19 protein-coding genes are annotated in these 23594 nt (G+C 71.4%); 10 read left to right on the top strand and 9 right to left on the bottom strand.

Going from position 1 to position 23594, the window contains the following annotated elements; all coding sequences use genetic code 11:
• Positions 1–14: 14 nt before the first annotated feature.
• Together ACIRVH_RS17480 and ACIRVH_RS17475 are read right to left on the bottom strand one after the other, a co-directional pair.
• Positions 15–1865 (bottom strand): lasso peptide isopeptide bond-forming cyclase, encoded by a 1851-nt coding sequence (locus ACIRVH_RS17480; protein ID WP_403953676.1) that lies wholly within the window; start codon positions 1863–1865, stop codon positions 15–17.
• A gap of 26 nt (positions 1866–1891) precedes the next feature.
• Positions 1892–2002, bottom strand: coding sequence for a keywimysin-related RiPP (locus tag ACIRVH_RS17475; RefSeq protein ID WP_107440887.1), 111 nt, complete (start codon positions 2000–2002; stop codon positions 1892–1894).
• A gap of 600 nt (positions 2003–2602) precedes the next feature.
• Between ACIRVH_RS17475 and ACIRVH_RS17470 the strand changes: the two genes are divergently transcribed.
• The 4 genes from ACIRVH_RS17470 to ACIRVH_RS17455 are packed head-to-tail and all read left to right on the top strand — an operon-like array spanning position 2603 to position 7942.
• On the top strand, positions 2603–3736 hold the full coding sequence (locus tag ACIRVH_RS17470) for a gala protein (protein ID WP_403953673.1): 1134 nt from the start codon (positions 2603–2605) through the stop codon (positions 3734–3736).
• Positions 3733–5535 (top strand): ankyrin repeat domain-containing protein, encoded by a 1803-nt coding sequence (locus tag ACIRVH_RS17465; RefSeq protein ID WP_403953670.1) that lies wholly within the window; start codon positions 3733–3735, stop codon positions 5533–5535. Before ACIRVH_RS17470 ends, ACIRVH_RS17465 begins: the two co-directional genes overlap by 4 nt.
• Complete coding sequence (locus ACIRVH_RS17460) at positions 5532–6743, top strand: AAA family ATPase (RefSeq protein ID WP_403953667.1); 1212 nt, start codon at positions 5532–5534, stop codon at positions 6741–6743. Before ACIRVH_RS17465 ends, ACIRVH_RS17460 begins: the two co-directional genes overlap by 4 nt.
• Before the next feature lie 11 nt (positions 6744–6754).
• On the top strand, positions 6755–7942 hold the full coding sequence (locus ACIRVH_RS17455; RefSeq protein ID WP_403953664.1) for a VWA-like domain-containing protein: 1188 nt from the start codon (positions 6755–6757) through the stop codon (positions 7940–7942).
• Between the two features lie 313 nt (positions 7943–8255).
• On the opposite strand, the gene ACIRVH_RS17450 is transcribed toward ACIRVH_RS17455, so the two are convergent.
• The gene (locus ACIRVH_RS17450) at positions 8256–8942 is read right to left on the bottom strand and encodes a calcium-binding protein (RefSeq protein WP_403953662.1); all 687 of its coding nucleotides are present in this window, start codon (positions 8940–8942) and stop codon (positions 8256–8258) included.
• 721 nt (positions 8943–9663) lie between these two features.
• Between ACIRVH_RS17450 and ACIRVH_RS17445 the strand changes: the two genes are divergently transcribed.
• Positions 9664–10194 carry a hypothetical protein gene (locus tag ACIRVH_RS17445; RefSeq protein WP_403953660.1) on the top strand — a complete coding sequence of 177 codons (531 nt, stop codon included), beginning with the start codon at positions 9664–9666 and terminating at the stop codon, positions 10192–10194.
• Between the two features lie 244 nt (positions 10195–10438).
• Here ACIRVH_RS17445 and ACIRVH_RS17440 read toward each other — a convergent pair whose 3' ends face one another.
• Together ACIRVH_RS17440 and ACIRVH_RS17435 are read right to left on the bottom strand one after the other, a co-directional pair.
• Positions 10439–11308: an ASCH domain-containing protein gene (locus tag ACIRVH_RS17440; RefSeq protein ID WP_403953659.1), complete on the bottom strand. Its 870-nt coding sequence runs from the start codon at positions 11306–11308 to the stop codon at positions 10439–10441.
• A gap of 195 nt (positions 11309–11503) precedes the next feature.
• A complete protein-coding gene (locus tag ACIRVH_RS17435; RefSeq protein WP_403953970.1) occupies positions 11504–12160 on the bottom strand; it encodes a hypothetical protein in 657 nt (218 codons plus the stop codon).
• Here ACIRVH_RS17435 and ACIRVH_RS17430 point away from each other — a divergent pair.
• Entirely contained in the window at positions 12057–12416 is a 360-nt protein-coding gene (locus ACIRVH_RS17430; RefSeq protein ID WP_403953656.1) for a DUF4158 domain-containing protein, read from the top strand. The genes ACIRVH_RS17435 and ACIRVH_RS17430 overlap by 104 nt on opposite strands.
• Here the strand turns inward: ACIRVH_RS17430 and ACIRVH_RS17425 are convergent.
• Positions 12370–13128, bottom strand: a complete 759-nt coding sequence (locus ACIRVH_RS17425; protein WP_403953653.1) for an SDR family oxidoreductase — start codon at positions 13126–13128, stop codon at positions 12370–12372. The two genes, ACIRVH_RS17430 and ACIRVH_RS17425, sit on opposite strands and share 47 nt — an antisense overlap.
• Positions 13129–13426: 298 nt before the next feature.
• On the opposite strand from ACIRVH_RS17425, the gene ACIRVH_RS17420 reads away from it, so the two are divergent.
• The gene (locus ACIRVH_RS17420) at positions 13427–14275 is read left to right on the top strand and encodes a helix-turn-helix domain-containing protein (protein WP_403953650.1); all 849 of its coding nucleotides are present in this window, start codon (positions 13427–13429) and stop codon (positions 14273–14275) included.
• Here ACIRVH_RS17420 and ACIRVH_RS17415 read toward each other — a convergent pair.
• Complete coding sequence (locus ACIRVH_RS17415; RefSeq protein ID WP_403953647.1) at positions 14244–14666, bottom strand: transposase; 423 nt, start codon at positions 14664–14666, stop codon at positions 14244–14246. The two genes, ACIRVH_RS17420 and ACIRVH_RS17415, sit on opposite strands and share 32 nt — an antisense overlap.
• Before the next feature lie 192 nt (positions 14667–14858).
• On the bottom strand, positions 14859–15209 hold the full coding sequence (locus ACIRVH_RS17410; RefSeq protein ID WP_403953644.1) for a hypothetical protein: 351 nt from the start codon (positions 15207–15209) through the stop codon (positions 14859–14861).
• 171 nt (positions 15210–15380) lie between these two features.
• On the opposite strand from ACIRVH_RS17410, the gene ACIRVH_RS17405 reads away from it, so the two are divergent.
• Complete coding sequence (locus ACIRVH_RS17405) at positions 15381–16826, top strand: gluconokinase, GntK/IdnK-type (RefSeq protein ID WP_403953642.1); 1446 nt, start codon at positions 15381–15383, stop codon at positions 16824–16826.
• A gap of 98 nt (positions 16827–16924) precedes the next feature.
• Positions 16925–18166 (top strand): D-mannonate dehydratase ManD, encoded by a 1242-nt coding sequence (gene manD / locus ACIRVH_RS17400; RefSeq protein ID WP_403953639.1) that lies wholly within the window; start codon positions 16925–16927, stop codon positions 18164–18166.
• A gap of 77 nt (positions 18167–18243) precedes the next feature.
• On the opposite strand, the gene ACIRVH_RS17395 is transcribed toward manD, so the two are convergent.
• The gene (locus ACIRVH_RS17395; RefSeq protein WP_403953636.1) at positions 18244–20616 is read right to left on the bottom strand and encodes a SpoIIE family protein phosphatase; all 2373 of its coding nucleotides are present in this window, start codon (positions 20614–20616) and stop codon (positions 18244–18246) included.
• A 510-nt stretch (positions 20617–21126) separates the two neighbouring features.
• Between ACIRVH_RS17395 and ACIRVH_RS17390 the strand changes: the two genes are divergently transcribed.
• The gene (locus ACIRVH_RS17390; protein ID WP_403953633.1) at positions 21127–23196 is read left to right on the top strand and encodes a SpoIIE family protein phosphatase; all 2070 of its coding nucleotides are present in this window, start codon (positions 21127–21129) and stop codon (positions 23194–23196) included.
• Positions 23197–23594 lie beyond the last annotated feature (398 nt).

Here is a 23594-nt window from a genome sequence, read left to right as displayed (position 1 = left end):
ATGGGAGGATGCGGTCAGGGGCGGGCGGCACGGGTGCGGCTGCGGTCCAGTCCCCGCAGCCACACCTCGGCGGCGATGGTGGAGTACAGGATGGCCTGGGACAGCCCCTTGGAGGCGGGCCGCTGGGCGAGGCGGCGCAGCTCGCCGCCGTCCACCAGGCCCAGCTCCGCCAGCCGTGAGTCCTGCCACAGGGCCAGCAGGTCGCCGCGGTGCCGGCGCAGTCCGTTGGAGTCGTCCATGGTGCCCGTGGCCTTGTTGGCCCGTCGCAGGCAGGCGTCCGGCACGATGCCGCGCATCGCCGCGCTCAGCACGGGCTTGTACCGCCAGGGCGTGACGCGCTCGCTCGGGCGTACGGCGAGAAACGCCTCGATGACCCGGTCGTCGAGGAAGGGCGAGGCCATCGGCAGGCCCACGCGGGCCGCCATCCGGTCCCACTGCCGGATGACGCGGCTGCACGAGCGGATCTGTTCCAGGTCGGCGTGGAGTCCACGGTCCGGATGCAGCGGCGATGCCGTCGGCGCCGCGGCGAGCAGTGCCCGGCGGGCCATCCGCTCGGCCTCCGGAGTCACCCAGTCGAACACGCGCGGGGCCATGCCCCAGCCGAGACCGGTGGCGACGGACGGGGGCAACGGGCCACGCAGGTGGCCCGCGGCGTCCGCGAGCCACTTCCCGTACGGCCGGGAGTCGGCGAGAGCCCGGACCGTGCCACCGAGCGGCCACTGCCACAGCGCCCGGAACCCACGCAACTGCCGCGCGGCGAACAGCGGACGGGTGCGCAGCAGCCGGTGGTAGTACGCCTCGGAGCACCACGCCACATGGTCGCCGCCGATGCCGGTCAGGTGCAGCCGGCTGCCGCGTGCGGCGAGGCCGGGCAGATGGTGCAGGACCCGGGAGCGGTCCATGACACCGATGGTGGGCTCGTCGAGGAGGTCGTCGATGCCGAGCAGTTCCTCGTAGACCAGAGGCGAGGCATCGGCGTCCCAGACCACGTGCTCGACATCCGGGAGGTACCCCATCGCCCGCTCGGCCCAGGACAGGTCGGTGTCCGCCGGATCGCGTCCCGGCCACGTGCTGGCCACCACGCGGGCGGGGGAGCGGTCGGCCAGGAAGCAGACGGACGTCGAGTCCAGGCCGCCGGACAGGTCGCAGCTCACCACGCCGCCCTGCCGGGTACGCGCGCCGACGGCCTCCTGAAGCGCCATCCGGATCTGGGGCGCCGCCTCGGCGAGTGGCCGTACCGGCTCCGGCGGCGTCCACCACCGGGTGTGCCGTACGGTGCGGCCGTCGGCGTCGACGACCACGGCGTCCTGCGGGGCAACGGCGGTGACCTGCCGCCACATCGACCTCTCGAACAGCGGATACGGCGCCGGCCACAGCAGCCGTACGGCCAGTTCCTCGACGTCGGGGTCGAGGCGCAGGGCGGCCGCGAGCGTGTCGGCGCGGGTGGCGGCTACCCGCACTCCGTCGATCTCCGCGTGGAAGACGAGCCGCAGTCCGGAGGCGGTGCCCTGCACCCTGATCCGTCCGTCGAGGGCGCCGACGAGGTGGAAACTGCCGGGGAGGGATCGGGCCAGGGCGTCGAGCTCCGCGAGATCACGCAACCGTGCGGTACGGCGCCGCAGTTCGTCGGGGTCGGCCGGGCAGCAGCCGACGACGGCGACGCGGGCGCCACCGGCGTGAGCCGTGCGGACGTCCTCGTCGTGCCAGCGGCCGACCAGCCAGGGCCGGCCCGACGCGTGGGCGAGGGTCCGGCTACCGGGGCGGGCGAAGGAGCGGGCCACGGCGGCCGCGTCCGCGCGGTCCGGGAAGACCGCGAAGTGCGCGTCGCCGGGGCCCGTCCCCGCACTTTCGTGCAGTTCGGTCATGACGTCGGGTCAAGGACCGTCGGTCGTCAGTTCTTGCTCAGGATCAGACGGTCGCGACCGTTGCGCTGCAGGAGCCCCGTCTCCTTCCGGAACGTACCGAGCCGGACGAGCGTCGGCGCCTCATAGGCCTTCTTCATGACCACTCCTCACATTCGGGTTTCCCGACCACTTCCTCTGACCGGCGGCCGTGCTCATCGGGAGCCCGGGCCAGGAAGTGGACGCAGCACATAGCTAGCTGCAGAGCGTGAGACCGGGGCAAGAGCATCCAGGAAGGTCGGATAATAGAGAAATTCTGGATTGCCGGGGTTGTGCGCCCCGTAGCGTTGTGGGTGTGGCCGGGCCGGCGTTGGCTTGCGGCCAGGGGTGTGCGCATGCGCGGACAAACGTTTCGACGTGGCACCTCGCCGCACCTGTCGGACGCGCTTGACGGCGGCCGGGGGGGCGGGCGCCGCCGGGCGCTCGGCGCCGGTGGATGTGCTCCCTTTTTTCACCTGCTGCGCCCGCGACCAACTGGGTTCGAACGCAGTGGCGATACCCGCTATGATCTCTGCGGCAAGGCTGTAGCGCAGAGGTCGTCGCGCCCAAGCATCAAGCTGGAGGACGTCGGTTCGAATCCGACCAGCCTTGCCGCCCTTGTCGTGGAGGAAAGTCGATTGGCGTCGGTTCGTCCTGGGCGGGCGGAGGGCGATGCCGCCCTCGGCGAGCCGAGGCACCGGCGATGGACCGGTGGAGTGGTGATGACGCAGCCGACACCCGTACGCTGCCCCGCGATCGAGCACCCCGACATCCCGAGCAGTGATCCGGCCGCTCTGGAGCCGTTGCTCGCCCGACTGCGGTCTGCCCAGCCGGTCGAGGCCGACGAGACCTTCCCGCTCGGCACGGTGCGCGCGGACGGACGTGTCGACCTGTGCAAGCAGGGCCTCGGAGCGGTGGGAGCCGCCCGGCTGATGCCCGTCGCCGCCGTCTCTGCGCACGCCGGGCACGTCCTGCTCGGCACCAACGCCATCGGGAACGAGGGAGCCCGCACGGTCGCCGACGCGCTGGTCGACGGCCACGGCCTGCACACGCTCTACCTCGGCTGCAACCGCATCGGCCCCGAGGGCGTCACCGCGCTCGCCGACGCGCTGACGACGGACGGCACCGTCCGCGCCCTGTGGCTCAAGCGCAACCCGGTGGGCGACGAAGGCGCCCGCGCGCTCGCCGAGATGCTCCGCCGCAACACCACGCTGCGCACCCTCGACCTGGTCAACACCGGTCTGACCACCCACGGTCTGCGGGCCCTGTACGACGCCCTCACCGACCGGCCCAGCCCAGTGGAACGCCTCTTCCTCGGCGGCAACGGCCTGACCGCCGACGCGGCCCCGCTGCTGGCGGCGCTGATCCGTGAGACGGGTGTGCGCGAGCTGTACCTCCCCGCCAACCACCTCGGAGACGAGGGCGCCGCGATCCTCGCCGCCGCGGCCGACCCCGCACGGCCGGTGCGCCTCGGCCTGGGCGGCAACGGGATCGGCCCCGCCGGTGCCCGGGCCCTCGCCGAATCCCTCGGCGGGATCGAGGCACTCGACCTGGGCCGCCCGATGTCGGAACGCAGCCTTGGCGCCCCCGCCAACACCACCGGCGACGAAGGCGCCCACGCGCTGGCCGCCGCGCTGCCGGGCAGCCTGCTGCGCCGGCTGGAGCTGTGCCACACCGGTCTGACCGGTCGGGGCGCGAAGACGCTGCTGGCGGCCGTGCCCGACAACTCGCCCCTGGAGTACGTCGGTCTGGGGCCCGGCCTGCCCCGCAAGCTGAAGCGGTCCTTCACCCAGCGGCTGCGGCCCGTCGGCAGGGCGCACCCCGACCTGCGTGCGATAGGGAGTGTCTACCGGTGAGCTCTCGTAGCGAACTCCGTTGTTTCCCCCCGGACGAGGCGGCGAGCCGGCGCCGGATCCGCCGGTACGCGGTGCCCGGCCGGATGATCGAGCGCGCGACCGAACGCCGTCTGGCCGGTGACTGGCGGGGCGCCTGCGCGGCGGCGAACGTCGACGTCACCTTCGACCTGTCCGAAGTCACCGACCACTGCGGCGACGAGGTCGCCGCGGCTGTCGCGGACGACCTCCGCCACTTCGCCCCCGACCTGCTGCGCTGGCACCTGCCGCGCGTGCTCGGCGGACGGACCACGCTCGCCACCGACACGACGGTCGTCCTCGCGCGCTACCGCCCGAAGGCAGCGGACGAGGGCCGCCGGATCACGCCCTACCTGCACATCACCACTCCCGCGATGATCGACGGACCGCAGCGGATCGCCCTGCGGTTCAGCACCGTCACGGACGAGGAGACCGCAGGCGTCTTCGGACGGACCACGCAGGACTGGCGGTACGCGCGGCACCTGTGGGACGCACGGCACGCCGCCGAGCTGCTTGAACGGTGCGGCGGCGGCACGGACAGGCCGCCGTTCCTCCACGCCGACGCCACCCCGCGCGGCACGGACGAACTGCCTGCGGCCGATCCCGGCGACGGCGACCCGGCGGCGCGGGCCGAGTGGACCACGCTGCTGCACCAGAAGGGCGAGACCCGGGCCGCCTTCGCCGCCGCCGGCATCGAGCTGGACCTGACACCCCCGCAGAAATCGGGCTGGTACCAGGCGGATCCGGAGCAGCTCCTGGGCGGGCTCGCGCTCGACCACACCCGCCTGGAGCCGGAGATCCGTCGGCAGACGGCCGAGGGCGTCGGCGACCGCTTCCTCATCGCCGCGCACTGGCGGACCTACATCCTGCTGGAGCCCGCGGACGCCGGCGGGCTGCTGGCGCGGGCCGTCGACCGGGACGACGTGAAGGGCGAGCCCATCCTCGCCGAGGCCCTGTGGCGCAGGCTCCCCGACCTGGACCTGATGCGCGTCGGAGGCGTCGCGGCGGAGCATCTGCATCCGCTCGTCCGCGAGGCGCTGTTCCCCGCCCTCCAGGTCCCGGACGGCCCGGTCGGCCCGCCGGGGGCGCCGGCTCCCGCACCTCTGCGGGTCAGGTGCCGCGGGGAATGGCACGAGGTGGCCTTCCGGCCCGGCGGCCTGCTGCACATGCCGCACAGCGACGAGGAACAGCAGCGCGAACGCGCCATGCGCGCCTTCGGCGGTGCCGTCGCCGGATGCTTCGCCGTGGAGCAGACGTGGACCTCCGGAGAAGGCCGCCTGCCGAAGGCGCTGCGGGCACAACGACACGAACTGTTCCTGCGCGCCCAACACGGTGACACCCAGGGCGTGCTGGACCTCCTGGACGCGGGCTTCGACCCCCGCGTGCGGGACGCCAGTGGCCGCACCTTGCTGCACGTACTGAACCTCCTCGACCACGAGACGCTGCTGCCGCGCCTCCTGGCGCAGGGACTGGACCTCGAGGCCCGCGACCGGCGGGAGCGCACGCCGCTGTTCGTGGCGGTCAACGACCTCGGTTCGAAGGCGTTGGTGGAGGCGCTCGTCGCCGCCGGGGCACGGCTCGACGTGATCGACCAGTCCGAGTTGTCGCTCGCCCAGCTCGTCCGCCGGTACAAGCGGCCCGACCTGGCCTTCCTCCGGGAACGCATACAGGAGGAGCATCCGGGCGTCGGCGCCGAGTGGTGGGACGAATGGATGGACGAGCAGGACGAGTACTACGCGAACGAAGCCGACGAAGCCGACGACGAGGAAGAACCGGCCCTTTGAGCACCGACCGTACCGCCCCCACCGCGCCGTCCGGCCCGCTGGCGGCCGCGGACGAACTCAACCGCAGGCTGCGCGCACGACGGACCGAGCCCGCCGCGAACCCGCAGCTGGAGGCGCTCGCCCTCGCCGTGACGGCCAATCAGCCCGTGCTGCTGTGGGGGGAGCCGGGAATCGGCAAGTCGGCCGCTCTGGAGCAGCTCGCCGCCGGGCTCGGCCTGCCGCTGGAGACGGTCATCGCCAGCGTCCACGAGCCCTCCGACTTCGCCGGACTGCCCATCGTCGGTGACGACCCCGCCGTGACCGGTGTCCCGATGGCCCCGCCGGACTGGGCGGTCCGCCTCGCCCGGGCCGGACAGGGCCTGCTCTTCTTCGACGAACTGTCCTCCGCACCGCCGGCCGTGCAGGCGGCGCTGCTGCGCGTGGTGCTCGAACGACGGGTCGGCAGCCTGGTCCTGCCGGAGGCGGTGCGCATCGTCGCCGCCGCCAACCCGCCGTCCAGCGCGGCGGACGGCTGGCATCTCAGCCCGCCGCTCGCCAACCGGTTCGTGCACCTCGAATGGACCCACGACCCCCGGACCGTCGCCCGCGGCATGGCCGGCACCTGGCCCGAGCTGAGCGTGCCCGTCGTCGACGCCGGCAAGGTGCCCGGTGCGGTCGCACGGGCCCGTGGCGCCGTCTCCGGCTTCCTCACGGCCCGGCCGGGCCTGGTCCACCACATCCCCGGCGACGCCGAGAGCCGCGGCCGGTCCTGGCCGTCCCCTCGTACCTGGGAGATGGCCCTCAAGCTGCTCGCCGCCGGATACGCCGCCGGCGTCGGCCGCGAGGCGCTGGCCGCCGCGCTCACCGGCGCCGTCGGGGACGGCGCGGGCATCGAGCTGCTGTCCTACCTGGAACACCTCGATCTGCCCGACCCCGACCGGGTCCTCGCCGACCCGGACGCCTTCGCCCTGCCCGACCGCGGCGACCGGCAACTGGCGTTCCTCATCGCGGTGGTCGCCGCCATCCAGAGCGACCTCACCCGGCCCCGGTGGGAGGCCGGCTGGGCGGTGCTGGCGAAGGCAGTGGAGGCGGGCGTACCGGACGTGGCCGCCCGGGCCGCCACCGACCTCGCGGCGATGCGGCACCTGGACTGGCCCGTACCGCCCGGCATCGACGGGTTCCTGGACCTGCTGCAGATGTCCGGGGCGCTGCCCGGCGCCGGCCGGTGAGGAGCGCGGGGATGACGGAGGACTCCCGGCACCCCCTGGACATGACCAAGCTGCTGGCCGCCCGCTACCGGGCGGCGAGCGACCGGCCGTATCTGGCCTCGGCGTTGTACGCCCTGACCGTCGTCCCGAGCACAGAGGTCCGGACGATGGGGGTGGACCGGCACTGGCGCTGCTACGTGTCGCCCGCCTTCGTCGACGCGACGCCGGTGCCCGAGCTCGCGGGCGTCTGGGTGCACGAGGCGGCGCACCTGCTGCGCGACCACCACGGTCGGGCGGACCGGCTCCCGGCCGCCGCCCAGCGCGACTGGCACCGCGTCAACGTCGCGCAGGACTGCGAGATCAACGACGACCTGCTCGCCGACGGCCTGCGCCTGCCCGAGGGGCGCATGGAACCCCGCCTCTTCGGTCTCCCCGAGGGCCAGTTGTTCGAGGTGTACCTCGACCGGCTGCCGCCGCATGTGCGGGCGCCGGACTGCGGATCGGGCGCCCACGGCCGGCCCGCGCCCTGGGAACTCCCCAACTCCGCCGGCCCCGCACGGCTCGGCGACGTCGAGGCGCAGGCCCTGCGGCGGCAGACCGCCGAGGCGATGCGCGCCCATCAGCGCACCCGTGGCACCCTGCCGGCGGGCTGGCAGCGCTGGGCCGAGGAGGTACTGGAGCCCACGGTGGACTGGCGGCGGGCGCTGTCCGGCGCGGTCCGGGAGGCCGCCGCATGGGCCGGCGGAGCCGTCGACTACACCTACCGCCGCCCCTCGCGCCGTACCCCGGCGCTGCGCGGCGTCGTCCTGCCGAGCCTGCGCCGCCCGTTGCCGCGGGTGGCCGTCGTCATCGACACCTCCGGTTCGATGGGGGACGCCGAACTGGCCGCCGCCCTGGGGGAGGTGACGGGCGTCCTGCGCGAGGTGGGGATACGGGGCAATCGCGTGACCGTGCTCGCGTGCGACGCCGACGTGCAGGCCGTGTCCCGGGTGGCGGCCACCGAGCAGATCACCCTGGGCGGCGGTGGCGGCACGGACATGCGCGTCGGCATCGACGCAGCGCTCGCGACGCCGGACCGCCCGAGCATCGTCGTCGTCCTCACCGACGGGTTCACCCCCTGGCCCGACGAGCCCCCACCTTGCCGCGTCATCGCGGCCCTGATCGGCTCCGCCGCACCACAGCCGCCGAGCTGGGTGGAGACGGTACGCATTCCCACCTGACACCGGGAGCCCGGTGCACGCTGGGGTCAGGCCCGCGGTACTGGTGGGCTCGCGTATTCAACTGTCGCCAGTTCCCTTCGGTGAGAGGCAGACCTGTCTTCGAGCGTCGCCTCCCGGAAGCGATGCCGACGTTACCGTTTCGGGGCGCGCGCTCGCCCCGCTCGTGCCGACGCCGCCAGGCCGGTCGTTCGGGTGTCCAGGATCTCGCATGTGTCGGGATACGCCGGGGTCTTGTGCGCTCACCTGTTGGTGGGTCCGAGGTCGGTCCGCCGGTGGCGGTCCGACTGCCGGTGTCTTTTGGCGGCAGTGTGCGCTATCGGACGTCGATGTAGTCGCCGGTGGCTGTGGCGGCGGGGGTGGTTGCGGTGCCGGTGAAGGCGTAGCGGTAGTAGCCGTCGGCGGTGGCTTTGACCGTGGTGCTCAGCTTGCCGGTGCTGTTGGTGGTGACTGTTTTGAGGGTGGTGTAGGTGTTGCTGTCCTTGGGCCGGTACTGCAGTTTGATGCTCTGGCCTGCGTATCCGGTGTACGTGTGGTTGTTCCAGTTGGCGCGGGTGAGAGTCCCTGTGACCGTGAGGGTCTTGCCCTTGGCGACCGGCTCGGGGGAGGCGTTGGCGGTGAGCTTGGAAGCGCGCTGGATCTTGATCGTGGCGTAGTCGTCGATGGTGGTCTGGACGCGATCCTTGCCGATAGCGCCGACGTGGATGTGCCAGGTGCCGGCCAGGGAGTTGCGCACGACATTGGTCATGTCGGTACGGGGGTCGGCCTTGACCTGGAAGTTCATGGTGCAGGTGGTCGTGGTGGAGCTGACGACGGTGCACTGTGGGGCGTCATAGCTGAGCTGTCCGTCGACGTCGCTGCCAGAACGGCCGTGCCACAGCGAGACCCAGGCTTCGGTGACCCCGGGCGTGTACCGGGCGGTGATCGTCGCGGAGAACTTCGTGGCCGTGGTGGAACCGACCACGATGCTGTGCCCCTTGTTGACCGTCACCTTGGCGATCACCGGCCTGTCCTCCGCGTGCGCAGCGGGGCACGCGAGAGCGGTCAGCAGCAGAGTGGCAGACGCTGTCCCAGCGGCCGCCGAAGCACCTATACGCATGTAACAGTCCAAATCAGAGAAGGCCGCAGCAACGTGAGACGTCCACGGTCGAGTGGATCAAGAAGAACCAGCCTTTGAGACTCCCCCACCGGATGGATGGTTGTACCCGTGTGGGGCGCCGCCTGTGTGCGACATCCGTGGGTTGCTCCGAGCTTGCGTTTTAACCTCTGCGGACGGTGAAACTGGTGGCGGCACATGATGGATCTGGGTGTCTGCGAGCATGTGTGCGCCATGTTCGTTTCGCCCGTGAGGTGATCCCTTGAGAAAGGTGGCACTGCGTCCCCACGCACTGTTGCCTCGGCAGCACGACCACCGGAGGGTCCTGGCAACCACTGTGGATGCCTGGGGCAGGGCCCACTGGCTGATCTGCCCTGATGCGGAACTCAAGCCGCAACCGTATGGAAGCCCGTGTCCCAGACCCCGCACCTACCCCTATGACGCGCTTCTCGTCACCGAAGACCGCGGCGCCATACACGAACAGACCCTGCACGACGTCAGCGTGTGGGTCGGACACGTGGACGCGCTGCCCAACGGGCGGTTCCTCCTTGTGCAGGCACGTGGAACCCGAGGAGAGCGCAACGCCCAGATATACGGCCGAGACGGCCGACGCAGACACGCCTTCCAGATGGGGGATGCCATCCAGTTCATGATGGCGGACCGACGGAACCATGTCTGGAGCGCCTACTTCGACGAAGGCGTCTATGCCGACCCCATCAGCGCCGCCGGCCTGGTGCGCTGGGACAGTGGAGGCCGCCAGGAATGGCGGTACTCGGCTCCCGAGGGCATCGAATACATCGACACGGTCTATGCTTTCAACGTCGACGACGGTGTGGCCTGGGCCAGCTATTACCCGACCTTCCCGCTGCTGGAGGTCCGCACGAACGGGCAGACCTACATCCGGACGTCGCCCGTGGTCGCTCCCCGAGGAATGGCCGTGTATGGGGAGGAGATCGTGCTGCTCGGCGGGAACCGGCAGGTCGACCGGCTCCACCGCTGCCGCATGGATGGACACGAAGTCCTTCCGGTCGAAGAAGCGCAGCTCACCCGCCCCAACGGCGCACCGCTCAAGCAGTACGCGCGCCCCGTTGGACGGGGACGACATCTATATCTACATCTACGCGGATCGGCCAAGCAGTGGTTCGTGACCGGCATATAGGCCGACATTGGCGCCTTGGGTTTCGGAACACCCGCGAGCCTCGGCTGAGCGTCGTCCGTGTCACCAAACCTGCGGCCGCTGGGACTGCTCGCGTTGGGGAACCCATGAGCCGGCCTCGGACAGGTTCTGATTTCTGAAATCTGTGCGATCAGGGGCTTGTCGCTTCGGGCGAGGCTGCCCGAAGCGACGGGCCCCCGTGCTCGTCGTCACCTTGCGACCCAGTCGTCGCTGGTGCCTCCGCGGTTTAGGCGGCGTCTGTCTTGTCGTTGATCTGGAAGGTGATTACATCGACCTCGTCGGTTCCCGCCAGATCCGGGTAGTGGCCCTTGAGGCCTTCCCGCAGTTCGGCTGCGGTCGTCAGCCCCTCGGCTTGGGCGTCCTGGTTGGTGAGGTCGCTGACCAGGCAGTGCCTGATGCCGGTCACCTCTGCCGGCAGTACGACTTCGGGGTCGCTCTCGAACACCAGCCGTGCCGGCCCGAGCTGGGCCGGGTCCCGGAAGCGGGTGGTCTTGGTCTTGGTGCCGGAGCGGACGCCTTCGAGGTAGCGGGGGTTGAACCGGATGATCGGGGGACCGGCCGTCTCGGGGTCTTGGTAGAGCGATGGGTCGAGACCGTTCATGCCTTCCGGGGTCCATCGCTGAGTCAGCGGCATCAGGTCGGCGGCGAGAACGGACCTGAGCCCCGCGGGCGTGGGCACGATGACGCGCATGGTGGGGTAGTAGTCCACGAAGACCTGCCGATCGCGCCCGCACGGGCCGATGACCCCGCGCCCGTGGTTTCCCACGGCAACGATGCAGCGCATCTGGCGGGCGCCCTGGGCTCGCGCGGCTCCCAGGGCCACGAGTTCGGCGCAGGGGCCGCCGGTGAAGTGGTAGAGGTTCACGCCGGCGAACATCCGGTAGTCGGCGGCCATGACCGCGGCGCCCATCGTGTGGATCCCGTCTTGGTCGGGCCCGGCGTCGGTATGCGCGTCTATGGTGCGGCGTGCCAGTTCCACGAGCTCACGCTCGTCATCATCGAGATCTCGTGCAGATGACGGGACGTACACGTTTTCAGCCTTCCCTTCCGTCAGCAGTCGCCGAAGAGCTTTCCATGCCGCGCAGGTGGGCTCCACGGGATTTCGGCTTGCCTTGACTGGGTCCCTATGGTGGTCCCGTGGGCAGGGATGGAGCGCCCTGGCCGAGGCTGGTCGTGGTCACGGACGACGATCCCGGGCCGCGGCTCTGCCGTGGCTGTGGTGGCCCATTGATGCCGACGGTGAAGGCGGCGGCGGTGTTCTGCCGGCCTCGTTACTGGTGTGATCGCCTAATCAGCTGTCGCCGGTTCCCCGAGGAGCCCAGCCCGCTGGTGACCTTCCGTGATCCCCTGGGGCGTATCGGCTCCATGTGCCGCCGGTCTCGTTGCGGAGCCGGGTGGTGGTTCTGTGGTGGTGGCCGAGCGCGTCCGCGACCACGGGGGCGGGCATTTCGAGGAGCTGCCGGCGGATGGCGGCGCCACGGGCAGCCGCGGCCGGGACCCCGATCTCCTTCAGCAGCGCGGACAGGTGATCGGGGCGGGCCGGCTGGCCTGCTCTGCGGCCGGGGAAGAGCCAGCGGGACGCCGGGTTGGTCGCGGTGTTCATGTTGTCGCGGTGCACGATGTGCTCCAGCAGCAGGTCAGCGACCGGCGCGGGGATAGGCGAGGGTGACTGCCCGAGCCGTAGCAGCACGGTGTCGCCGTCGCGGATGACGTCGTCGAGGGTGAGTCGGACGATGCGGCTCACGGGCTGCGCGTAGAGGAGCACGATGACTCCGGCGACGCGGAGCCGCATCGGTGTCTTCGTGTCGGCCAGCAGCCGGCCGAGGGCGCAGCCATCCATACGAGTGACACAGTTGGCGTTCTTCCGCCTGGACACCAAGGCCCTGGGTCTGTCGCGGGCGAAGCGCCGTCCGGCGACTCGGTCGGGGTGGGCGGTGCGGTGGGGCACGGTGCGGATGTTCGGCACCTTCCTGACTGAGGACCCCACGGCGGTCCCGGCCTCCGTGGTGCGGTTCGTCGCCGAGCAACTCGGCATCGATGACGAGCAGTTCGCCGCGTACGGGGCGTGCTCGCAGACGGCGTACGAGCACGCGTGGGAGGTCCGGGACGAGTACGGCCACCCCGGGACGCGAACGGTCCCGGGCGACGGCCGGAGGCTCAGCGCGTGGTGTAGCCGCCGTTGGCGAAGAGGGTCTGGCCGGTGATCCACCAGCCCTCGGTGGCCAGGAAGGTGACGATCGGCGCGATGTCCTCGATCTTCGTCAACTGGCCGCCCATCGCCTGGGACTTGTGGAAGGCGACCCGCTCCGGGGTCTCCTGGCCGTAGAAGAACGGGGTGTCCATCGGGCCCGGCGCGACGTTGTTGACCGAGATGCCGCGGGCGGCGAACTCCTTGGCCGCAGCCCGGGTGTAGTGCTCGACAGGTGCCTTGGCACCGGCGTAGGTGGAGTAGCCGTCGGTGAAGGCGGCCAGCAGGGAGGTCACGATGGTGATGACCTTGCCGCCGTCGTTCAGCCGCTTGCCCGCCTCGCGGATGAAGAAGTACGCGGCCTTGGCGTTCACCGCGTGCATCACGTCGTACTCGGCCTCGGTGGTCTCCACGATCGGCTTGCGCAGCACCATGCCCGCAGTGTTCACGGCGACGTCGATGCCGCCGAAGGTCTCCTGCGCGACGGCGAAGACCCGCTCCACGTCGGCGGTCTTCGTCAGGTCGCCCTGGACAGCGACCGCCTCGCCGCCGGCCGCCTTGACCGCCGCGACGGTCGCCTCGGCGTCCGGTGCGGTGCCGTCGGAGTGGTAGTGCACGACGACCTTGGCGCCGTCCGCGCCCGCGTTGCGGCTGATCAGCCCGCCGAGGTTCTTCGCACCGGCGCCGACCAGGACGACCTTGCCCGCCAGGGAGTGGTTGCTGCTCATGATCTACGGCTCCTCGCCAGATGAGTGGGTGTCCCCGACTCGGGGGACGTTCGCCGGACCACTGTCCGTCGCGGGGGTCGTCCGGGGCTTGAACAATCCGACGGGCCCTGGAACGAGCCGCTCACCAACCCGGCCGACACTCGGGACGAGGGCTCCGCCCGTTCGGCATTCCTCACCCGGAGGGACCAGAATCGACAGTATGGCGACACCCCCGACACCCCCGACACCCCCGACACCGCCACCACCCGCGACATCCGCGACGCCCCCAGCGCCCCTGCGGTCCGCGACGGCGGCGTCGTTGATCAAGCCCCACCTGGTCCGCCTCTCCGGCAGTGGCGCCGACCTGGACGAGGGCGTGGTCGAGCGCGGCCTGGAGCGGGCCGGTGGCGGCGCCGAGGGCGCGGACGGCCCGACCCGGCACGTCGTGGTGGTGCACACCGGCGGCTCGGCCGACCTCAGCTGGACCGTCGACGGTCGCCCCCGGCGCGAGCGCTTCCACCGCGGCCAGGCGCTGGTCAACCCGGCCGGCTGGGCGTCCCGGCCGCGCTGGGAACAGGACGCCGAGCTGATGCTGGTCGCCCTCGAACCGGCCTGGCTGGAGAAGCTCGCCACCGAGAGCGACCTGCCCGGCCCACTGGAGCTGGCCCCGCGCTACCACCTGACCGACCCGTTCCTGGGCATGCTGGTCGAGCGCCTGGTCGCCGAGTACGAGGGCCCGCGGCCCGCCGACCCGCTGTACGCCCAGTCGATGCTGCAGGCGCTCGCGGCCCACCTGATCCGCACCGCCGCGACCCGCGGCCCGCGCCTGCCCGAGCGTGCGGGCGGGCTCACGCCCAAGAGGCTGAACCGGGTCGTCGACCACATGAACGGCTACCTGGACGGCCGGCTCTCGCTGACCGAGCTCGCCGCCGTAGCGGGTGTCAGCCCCTCGCACTTCACCCGGGCCTTCCGCGCGTCCACCGGCCAGTCCCCGCACCAGTACCTGGTCCAGCTGCGCCTGGAACGCGCCCGCCGCGCCCTGCTCACCACAGACACCCCGATCGCCGCGATCGCCCAGATGTGCGGCTTCGCCGACCAGAGCCACCTGACCCGCACCATGCGCCTGCACACCGGCCTCACCCCGGCGGGGCTCCGCGCCGACCGGTAACCCTGAGGCACCGGGCCGGCCAGAGCATCGGGACGCCCAGAGCACCGGGACAGCCAGCCGCCGGGACGGCTGGAGCAGGATCACCGCCAGGCCGGCCGCCCAGCACCGCCGGTACCCCGAGCGCGAGGAGCCCGTACTCCAGGCCCGCCCGCTCCCGCCCGTCCACCAGCACCTGCCGGGGGTCGGCCGGGTCCTGGCGCACCGGCACGTAGCGGCCGTCCGGCCACCGGCTCGGGTGCTTCGGCCGGCCACTGGGCCGGGCGGAGCCCGGTCGGGCACTGAGGGCGGTGCAGATCCCCACGACGTAGTTCAGCCCGCGCTCGTTCAGGCCCATCCGGAACGCCACCGCGTCGCCGTAGCCGGCGTCCGCGACGACGAGCGGGACGTGCACGCCCCAGGACAGGAGCGGGTCTCATCGACCATGCCCAGGGCGAGTTGTCACGATCCCTGTCCGCTCGGGTGGACATGTCCGCACCCGCACAAGCCAGGATCATCAGGAATCGAAGCGGCACAGGCTCTTCTGCCGGGACTCACCACCTGACGCCTACCGCTCCTTTCCGTTCGGATACTCCCCGAGGGCCGGTCACAGCAGCAGCGGAAGACTCACCAGGGCCGCGCCGCTCGCGCCGAGCGCCGCCAGGATCGAGGCCGGCCAGTTGCGGGACTGGGCGTAGGTCAGCAGGCCTGCCAGCAGTCCCGCCACGACCGCGGCTAACAATATGAGCGCCCAGCGCAGTGACAGCCGCTCCGGCGGAGGCGTGGGCGAGGTCGGTTCGGGCATACGGCTCTCCTGCGGCAGCGTCAGAACGGGGACGAGGCAGCCCTGCGTCAGCTGCCGCGTGTCGAAACCGGCCCTGCGACGGCGCACATCCACTCGCTCGGGCCGGTCCTCGGCGATACCGAAACCTTTCGAATGGGTGACCACGGTACTCATGTGATCTAGGTCAGAGAAGGCTTCTGATGCCTCATCAACCGGCCTCGGAGTCGCGCGGGAGCGGTAGCGGCATGCGCAATGCTCCGGCGCGCGCCCCTAGGGCGTTCCGTGCTCCTTCAGGCGGTGATTGGACGGCTGACCAGTCCGCCGCTGTGACCTAGCATCTCCGCCATGACTGGTCCCGAAGCCGACCCGCCCGAAGGATCCGAGGACGCGTTACGGGGCTCCACCGCGAGGGTGGTGGAGCAACTGGGCTGCCAGATCGTGGAAGGCGGCAAGCCCCGCGACCACCACCTCACCGTGGACGCCGTCACGCACGAGTTCGACGTCACCCGGCCCATGGCCCGCGAGGCCCTGCAGACGCTGCACCAGAAGGGCCTGGTGAATCTGCAGCCCCGGATCGGGGCCACCGTCCAGGCGCTGGAACGGTGGGACCTGCTGGACCCCGACGTGATCGCGTGGCGCCTGCAAGTGGCCCCCGACAGCCAGATGCGGTCACTGACCGAGCTGCGCGAGGTGATCGAGCCCCGCGCGGCCAGGCTCGCCGCCCTGAGCCGGTCCGCGGAGATCTGCCACGACCTCACCAGCCACGCCCGCACCCTGCTCGCCCTGAGCGAGGACCCGGACTTCGCGCAGCCACGGGAGGGCGCGGCGATCCGGCAGCGCTTCAGGGACGTGGACGCGGCCTTCCACCGGACGCTCCTCGCCGGCTCGCGCAACGAGCTGTTCGTCCGCCTCTCCCATCCGGTCGTCATGGCACTGAACCACCGCATCGACAGGGACTGGGCCGGCGCCCACCAGGAGTCGGTGATCACGCCGACGCGGGCCGTCGTCGGCGCCGACACCGTCCAGAGGTATCCCACCCGGCCGGAACCGATCGCCATGTGGCTGCACATGGGACTGGCCTACGCCGTCGACCAGGGTCTGGCCACGGCCGCGGAGGCCTTCGCGGAGGCTCTCCTCGCCGAGATCCGCAGCGGACGACTGCACGATCCCGGCGTACGGGACCGACTGCGGGCGGGCCTGGACCAGTTCAACACCAACGGGCTGCCACCCGCTCATCGAGCCGGGTTCCAGGAGGCCATGTCCGGCTTGTTCCACGCCCGGCGCCCGCCCGTCGTCGTCATGGGGGTCAGCGGGTGCGGCAAGAGCACCATGGGCCGCTGCCTGGCGGAGTCGCTCAGGGTGCCGTTCGAGGAGGGGGACAGCTTCCATCCACGCCGCAACGTCCGCTCGATGGAGAACCGCACCCCTCTCGACGACCGCAGCCGCAGTCCGTGGCTGGCCGCCCTCGCGAGCCGTATGCGGGCGGCGGGTGCGGAGGAGGGGCTGGTGATCACCTGCTCCGCACTCAGACGCATCTACCGCGAGTTGCTGCGCGTGGGCCGGCCCGACGCGTTCTTCGTGCACCTGACGATCGACCGGGACGAGGCGACCTCCCGTGTGGAGAGCAGGAAGTCGCACTTCATGCCCGCCGCTCTGGTGTCCTCGCAGTTCGAGGACCTGGAAGCACTCGAGGACGACGAGGCCGGGATGACCGTCGACGCCACCCTGCCGGTCGAACGCATCATCGCCGAGGTCCAGACCGAGCTGGCCCGGCGCGCCCGGGGCCGCTGACCCCGGTGTCATCCAGGCGCGGCCACCACGCATGCCGGCCGCGCTCACCGAGAGGACCGACCGAACCGACCGAACCGCCGGAAAGAGGGGGATCCACCATGAAGATCGTGTCCGCCGAGGTGATCGTCACCAGCCCGGGACGGAACTTCGTCACCCTGCGCGTCACCACCGAGGACGGCGTCGTCGGCCTCGGCGACGCCACGCTCAACGGCCGCGAGCTGGCCGTCCATTCCTACCTGGACAGTCACGTCGTGCCCCTGCTCGTCGGGAGCGACGCCTCCCGCATCGAGGACACCTGGCAGCACCTCTACCGAGGGGCGTACTGGCGGCGCGGCCCCGTGACCATGGCGGCCGTCGCGGCCGTGGACACCGCGCTGTGGGACATCAAGGCCAAGTGCGCGGGGATGCCCCTCTACCAGCTCCTCGGCGGCGCGTCCCGCACCGGCGCCCTCGCCTACGGACACGCCTCCGGCCGCGACGTGCCCGAACTGCTCGACTCCATACGGGCGCACCGGGAGCAGGGCTACCGTGCCATCCGCATCCAGACCGGGATCCCCGGCTTCGACTCCGTGTACGGCGTGGCCGCGTCGAGCGCCGGCGGCGGAGACCGGTACGACTACGAGCCCGCGCGCCCCACCACCGGCGGCCGGTCCCGGCCCACCGTGGAGACCTGGGACACCCGGGCGTACCTACGGCACCTGCCCGGCGTCTTCGAGGCCGTTCGGGCGGAGTTCGGCCCGGAACTCCCGTTGCTGCACGACGGACACCACCGGATGACCCCGATCCAGGCCGCCAAGCTGGGCAAGGCGCTGGAACCGTACGACCTGTTCTGGCTCGAGGACGCCACGCCCGCGGAGGACCAGGCGGCCCTGCGCCTCATCCGGCAGCACACGACGACACCGCTGGCCATCGGCGAGGTCTTCAACTCCGTGTACGACTACACCACGTTGCTCAGCGAGAGGCTGATCGACTACGTGCGCTCCGCGGTGACCCACACCGGCGGCGTCACCGCGATGAAGAAGCTGCTCGACCTCGCGGCGGTCTACGGCGTCAGGTCCGGGATGCACGGTCCCACCGACATCTCCCCGGTGGGCATGGCCGCCGCCCTCCATCTGGACCTGGCCGTGCACAACTTCGGCATCCAGGAGTACATGCGCCACTCCGACCGCACCCTGGAGGTGTTCCGCACCTCCTACCGCTTCGAGCAGGGACTGCTGCATCCGTCCGACACGCCGGGTCTGGGCGTCGACCTCGACGTCGAAGCGGCACGTCACTTCCCCTATCAGCAGGCGTACTTGCCGGTCAGCAGGCTGCAGGACGGGACCGTGCACGACTGGTGAGGACGGGAAGGACGCCGCGAGGGTAAGTCTTGGGACGTTGCGGCCGGCGTTCCGGTGCGTCCCCGCGGCAGGGGCTCCTAGGGGATGGCCAGCTCGGCCCAGATCGTCTTCCCGGCCGAGGTGTACCGCGTGCCCCAGCGCTGAGACATCTGGGCGACGAGGAACAGGCCGCGGCCTCCCTCGTCGTCCCGGCGCGCTCGCCGCAGGTGGGGTGCAGTGTGCGCGTTGTCGGAGACCTCGCACAGCAGGGAGCGGTCTTTGATCAGCCGCAGCACGACGGGCCCGGTGGCGTACCGGATGCTGTTGGTGACCAGCTCGCTCACCACGAGTTCGGCGGTGAACGCCAGTTCGGACAGGCCCCAGGCCTCCAACTGCTGTTCGGCCACCGTGCGGGCGTGCGCCACCATGGCCGGGTCGGGCGGCAGCTCCAGGTCCGCCACCCGGTCGGCGTCGAGACGCCGGGTGCGGACGAGCAGCAGCGTGGCATCGTCCGCCTGTGGTCCGGGCGGCCGGGCCGACAGCGCCCGGTCACACAGTTCCTCCAGCGGGCAGCGTTGCCAGGTGAGCACATGGGCAAGGCGGTCGATGCCGCTGTCGATGTCGGTGCGCCGGTCCTCCACGACGCCGTCGGTGAAGAACGCCACCACGCTGCCGCTGGACAAGTTCAGATCAACGTTCTCGTACGGCAGGCCGCCCAGCCCCAGGGGCGGTCCCGGCGCCAGCGCGGACAAGGCCACCGAGCCGTTCGCATCGGCCACGATCGGCGGGGGGTGGCCCGCACTCGCCCAGGAGCACCGGCCGTTGACCGGGTTGTAGATGGCGTACAGGCAGGTCACCCCGAGCGCCTCGTCGCTCAGCCCGTCGTTCGCGTGGGGTTCCGAGTCCTGCGCGACCAGGCCGTCCAGCCGGGTGAGCAGTTCGGCCGGGTCCAGGTCCAGCAGGGCCAGGGTCCGTACGGTGGCGCGCAGCCGGCCCATGGTCGCGGCCGCGTGCATGCCGTGGCCCACCACGTCGCCGACGGTCAGGCCCACTCTGGCACCGGACAGGGGGATCAGGTCGAACCAGTCGCCGCCCACGCCCACGCGGCTGTCGGCAGGCAGGTAGCGGTACGCCACGTCGACCGCGCTCTGCTCGGGCAGGTGCTGGGGCAGCAGGCTGCGCTGCAGTACCAGGGCTGCCGCATGCTGGCTGGTGTAACGGCGCGCGTTGTCGATGCCGACGGCGGCTCGCTCGGCCAGTTCCACGGCGAGCGTCTGCTCCTCGGGGCCGAAGGGGTCGGGGTTGCTGCTGCGCCGGAAGGTGGCGAGGCCCAGGACCGTATTGCGGGTGAGCAGCGGCACGAAGAGGCAGGAGTGCGAGGCGGCCGGTCGCTCCTCGACCGGTGCCTCGGGCGGGGCGGCGTCGACGACGAGGCGGCCGGTGGCCAGACTCTGCGCCTGCGGTGACGACGGTGGATAGGAGACGGGACTGGTCCGGAACTCTTCCGGGGTCCTGCCGTGCATCCGCAGCAGACTGTGCCCCGGCGCGGAGCCCGTCGGCGGTTGCCGCCCCTCGATGACCGCCGGCGGCAGGTCCACCAGCACTTCGTCGGCCAGCTGAGGTACCGCCACGTCGGCGAGTTCCGCGGCCGTACGCCGCACGTCCAGCGAGGCACCGATGCGCTTTCCCGCCCGCACCAGCAGCGACAGCCGTTCCTGGGCGCGATAGCGCTCGGTGATGTCCAGGGACTCCTCGAACAGCCCCAGCAGCTCGCCCCGGGCATCCACCAGCCGGTGGTACGAGCAGGACCAGACGTGCTCGCGCACCGGGTCGGCGGGGGCGCGGCCGCGGTAGTGCATGCCCATGATCGGTTCGCCCGTCGTCATGACGTGCTCCATGATCTGGTCCTCGTCCGGGGGGTGGTGCCGGGAGATGAATTCGCCTTCGGGAAAGAGGTCCGAGGCCGGCCGGCCGATGTACTGGGCGATCCCCGCGAGTTCCAGATCGGTGGAGACGTTCCCCCAGACGACGCGCATGTCGGTGTCGAAGATCGTCAGGCCCACGGTCGACTCGGTGGCCATTCCCTGCAGCATCGCCAGCTGCGCCTCCCAGCCGCGCAGCGCCTCAAGCTCGGCCGCGACCACGACGGTCGCGGCGACGCCCAGGTGCTCGAGCGGGCTGAACGTCACGGCCGCGCGCAGGGTACGTCCGTCCCGACAGGAAAGGTCCAGGACGGTGCTGCGGGGCTTGTGCGTCCTGCAGAGAGCGGACAGCCGCTGCCCGGGGGCCGCTGCCAGCAGCCGGCCGGCCGGCTTTCCGAGTACATCCTCGGGTGGATGTCCGAGGAGGCGCTGGGCCGAGGCTCCCCACCCGGAGATGTTGCCTTCGGCGTCCAGTACCGCGGCGGCGGCCTTGGAGAGGTCCAGAGGACTGTGGAAATCGACGTTGGCGGCATTCGGAAAACGATCCATGACACCGCTTCCCTTCGTGCTCCCTCAGCATCCCGTGCCGCACGACGGACGACAACCGCACACACGATCGCGACCGCCGCGGTCCACCGACTGCCCCCCACCAGGTACGTGACCAGCAGCGTGGCCGGCCCGAGACCGTACGCGGTGGAGACCGCCGGGTGGCGGAGGTCCGCTACGCGCAGCCGGCCGCCGAAAGTGCGCCGCCGATCATCACGGCGGCGACGATCCGGGTATCCGCACCAACAGCAGCGGGTATGTGCCGCTGCGGTCGTGGGGTCCGCTTCCGGTGCTGATTCTGATCTCCGCCGCCGCTCCGAAGGCCGCTCAGTGTGTGCAGTCGATCGCAGGCCGTGATGTGGAGCGGCGTCACCGACCCGCCACACCACGCGGTGGCACGTCTGCGGCAGCCACGAGGTGTGCGCTGCCTCGGTCTGGGTCGACCATGGACGAAGGCAGAACGCCCGCCGGTACGGCACGAGCCAAGGCGCCGAGCGGGAAGGGACATGAGGCATGGGCACGACGGACTCTTCCGGAGCAGGCGACGGCTGGTCGGTGACCGACCGTGCCGCGCCGCCCAGTGGTCTGCTCGATCTGCTCAGCGTCGCCGCCGTGGTGCTGAACGCGAAGGGCCAGGTGGTCTTCTGGAGCCCGAAGGCCGAGGAGCTGTTCGGCTACACCGCGGCGGAAGCGCTGGGGCGGAACGCGGCTCGGCTGACGGTCCACGAGGAGCAGCAGGACGAGGTGATCAAGCTGTTCGCCGAGGTCATGGTGTCCGGCACCGACTGGGCCGGGGCCTTCCCGATCCGGCACAAGGACGGCAGCACCCGCCTGGTGGAGTTCCGCAACATGCGGCTGCTGGACGACCTCGGTGACGTCTACGCCCTGGGCCTCGCCGCGGACCAGGCGACCGTCGAGCGGGTGGAGCGCGATGCCGCACTGGCCGTGCGTCTGGTGTCCCAGTCCCCGGTCGGGCTGGCCATTCTGGACCCGGACCTGCGCTACCTGGCCGTGAATCCCGCTCTCGAACGCATCACCGGCCAGTCCGCCTCCGAGCGTCTCGGCCGGCGGGCCGGCGACGTCCTGGCCTTCCTGGACACGGACCCCGAGGCACGGCTGCGCCGGGTCCTGGAGACGGGCGAGTCGGTCGTGGACCGGGACATCGTCTGTCGTCCCCCCAACGACCCCGACCACGAACATGCCTGGTCCGTGTCGTACTACCGGCTGGAGGACTCCGGTGGGCGGGTGCTGGGCCTGGCCTACTCCGTCATCGACGTCACCGAGCGCTATCGAGCCGCTGCGGAGGCGGCACAGGCCCGGCAACGGCTGGCCCTGATCGCCAAGGCTTCCGCCTCCGTGGGCACCACCCTCGATCTGGACACGACGACGCGCGAGCTTGCCGACGTCGTCGTGCCGGTTCTGGCCGATGTGGCAGCCGTGGACATACTCGACAGCGCCCTCGACGGCCGGACCGCACCACCCGAGGGTCCGGCCCGCTTCCGAGCCCTGGCCGTCAGGGCGGCCCACTCCACCGAGGCGGTCCCGGCGGCCGACCCTCCAGGGGGACTCGCCTCCTACGACAGCGACCGTCTGATCACCCAGTGCGTGCGCACCCGTCAACCGGTACTGGTGCCCCACACCACCCGTCGGGATCTGGAGCGCATCGCCCGGGACGGCGAGGCCGCCTCCCTCCTCGCGGAGGCCGGCGTGCACTCCTACCTGGCGGTACCGCTCATGGCCCGGGGCGAGGTCCTCGGCGCTCTCGACCTCAAGCGCACCCGGAACCCCGCACCCTTCGACGACGACGACGCGTTCCTCGCCCGGGAGCTGGCCTCCCGAGCCGCGGTCTGCATCGACAACGCGCGCGGATACCAGGCCCAGCGCCATGCGGCCCTCACCCTCCAGCGCAGCCTGCTGCCCGAGCCCCCGACGCACCTGCCCGGCCTGGAGGTCGCCTGCCGCTACCAGCCCGGCGGCGCCATGAGCGAGGTCGGCGGCGACTGGTACGACGCCATACCCTGCCAGGGCGACAGAACCGCCCTGGTCGTCGGGGACGTCATGGGCAGCGGCATCAACGCCGCCGCCACCATGGGTCAACTCCGCAGCGCTGCCCGCGCCTTCGCCGAGGTCGCCCTCGCCCCCGCCGAGGCCCTGCGCCACCTCGATCACCTGACCGAAGGCGTCGAGCAGACCATCACCACGTGCATCTACTGCGTCTACGACCCCCACCAGGGCCAGTGCGAGATCTGCCTCGCCGGCCACCTGCCCCCGGTCCTGATGCGTCTCGGCCACGCGGCACAGCTGCTCGACCTTCCCACCGGCGCACCGCTGGGCGTCGGCGGGGTGCCCTTCGAGGCCACCACCATCGCCTTCCGCCCCGGCGACGAACTGGCCCTCTACACCGACGGGCTGGTCGAAACCCGAAGCGAAGCCATCGACGCCCGCCTGGACACCCTCCTCGACGCACTCACCGCGACACGTGGCCAGGATCTGGAGGACACCTGCGACCGCATCCTGGAGATTCTGCGCTCGCCCGGCGGCTCGGACGACGTCGCGCTGCTCGTCGCCCGAGCCCAGCCCTGAGCGATCACAGGAAAGACGCACGGGCCGAGCAGACGGCAGTTCGGCCATCGCCGGCCGACCCCGCGGACAGGGCAAGTCGCCACCCATCACGCAGAAGTACCAGGGCGTGTCGCGTCACAGGCGACGGGCCGGGCGCCAGTCCTCGCGGGGGACGGCCGTCAGCGGACCACGGGTGTAGGCGTGTTCGGGGGTGGTGAGCACCTCGTCCGTCATACCGCGCTCGACGACCCGGCGGATCCGGCTGGGCGGGACCGACGGGGCTCGACTCGGTCTGACCGTTGTGGTGTCGGAGCCTCAGCCGGGTGCCCGGGCCATCGGCAGCATCGGTTGCGACCCCTGGGCGGTGGGCGCTCGGTCGCTGTCCGGTAGTCGGCGCGCGCCGACCGGTCCCTTTGCCG

This window comes from Streptomyces sp. NPDC101165, assembly GCF_044768135.1.
Taxonomy (GTDB): domain Bacteria; phylum Actinomycetota; class Actinomycetes; order Streptomycetales; family Streptomycetaceae; genus Streptomyces.
The sequence above is the reverse complement of the archived record's forward strand: the minus strand, read 5'-3'. Positions and strand labels throughout refer to the sequence as shown.

What these genes read in the sequence shown, in the direction of transcription:
- ACIRVH_RS17480 (WP_403953676.1), bottom strand. Translation starts at nt 1,865, where the DNA reads ATGACCGAACTGCACGAAAGTGCGGGGACGGGCCCCGGCGACGCGCAC.
- ACIRVH_RS17475 (WP_107440887.1), bottom strand. Translation starts at nt 2,002, where the DNA reads ATGAAGAAGGCCTATGAGGCGCCGACGCTCGTCCGGCTCGGTACGTTC.
- ACIRVH_RS17470 (WP_403953673.1), top strand. Translation starts at nt 2,603, where the DNA reads ATGACGCAGCCGACACCCGTACGCTGCCCCGCGATCGAGCACCCCGAC.
- ACIRVH_RS17455 (WP_403953664.1), top strand. Translation starts at nt 6,755, where the DNA reads ATGACGGAGGACTCCCGGCACCCCCTGGACATGACCAAGCTGCTGGCC.
- ACIRVH_RS17445 (WP_403953660.1), top strand. Translation starts at nt 9,664, where the DNA reads ATGGGGGATGCCATCCAGTTCATGATGGCGGACCGACGGAACCATGTC.
- ACIRVH_RS17425 (WP_403953653.1), bottom strand. Translation starts at nt 13,128, where the DNA reads ATGAGCAGCAACCACTCCCTGGCGGGCAAGGTCGTCCTGGTCGGCGCC.
- ACIRVH_RS17410 (WP_403953644.1), bottom strand. Translation starts at nt 15,209, where the DNA reads ATGAGTACCGTGGTCACCCATTCGAAAGGTTTCGGTATCGCCGAGGAC.
- ACIRVH_RS17405 (WP_403953642.1), top strand. Translation starts at nt 15,381, where the DNA reads ATGACTGGTCCCGAAGCCGACCCGCCCGAAGGATCCGAGGACGCGTTA.
- manD (WP_403953639.1), top strand. Translation starts at nt 16,925, where the DNA reads ATGAAGATCGTGTCCGCCGAGGTGATCGTCACCAGCCCGGGACGGAAC.
- ACIRVH_RS17395 (WP_403953636.1), bottom strand. Translation starts at nt 20,616, where the DNA reads ATGGATCGTTTTCCGAATGCCGCCAACGTCGATTTCCACAGTCCTCTG.
- ACIRVH_RS17390 (WP_403953633.1), top strand. Translation starts at nt 21,127, where the DNA reads ATGGGCACGACGGACTCTTCCGGAGCAGGCGACGGCTGGTCGGTGACC.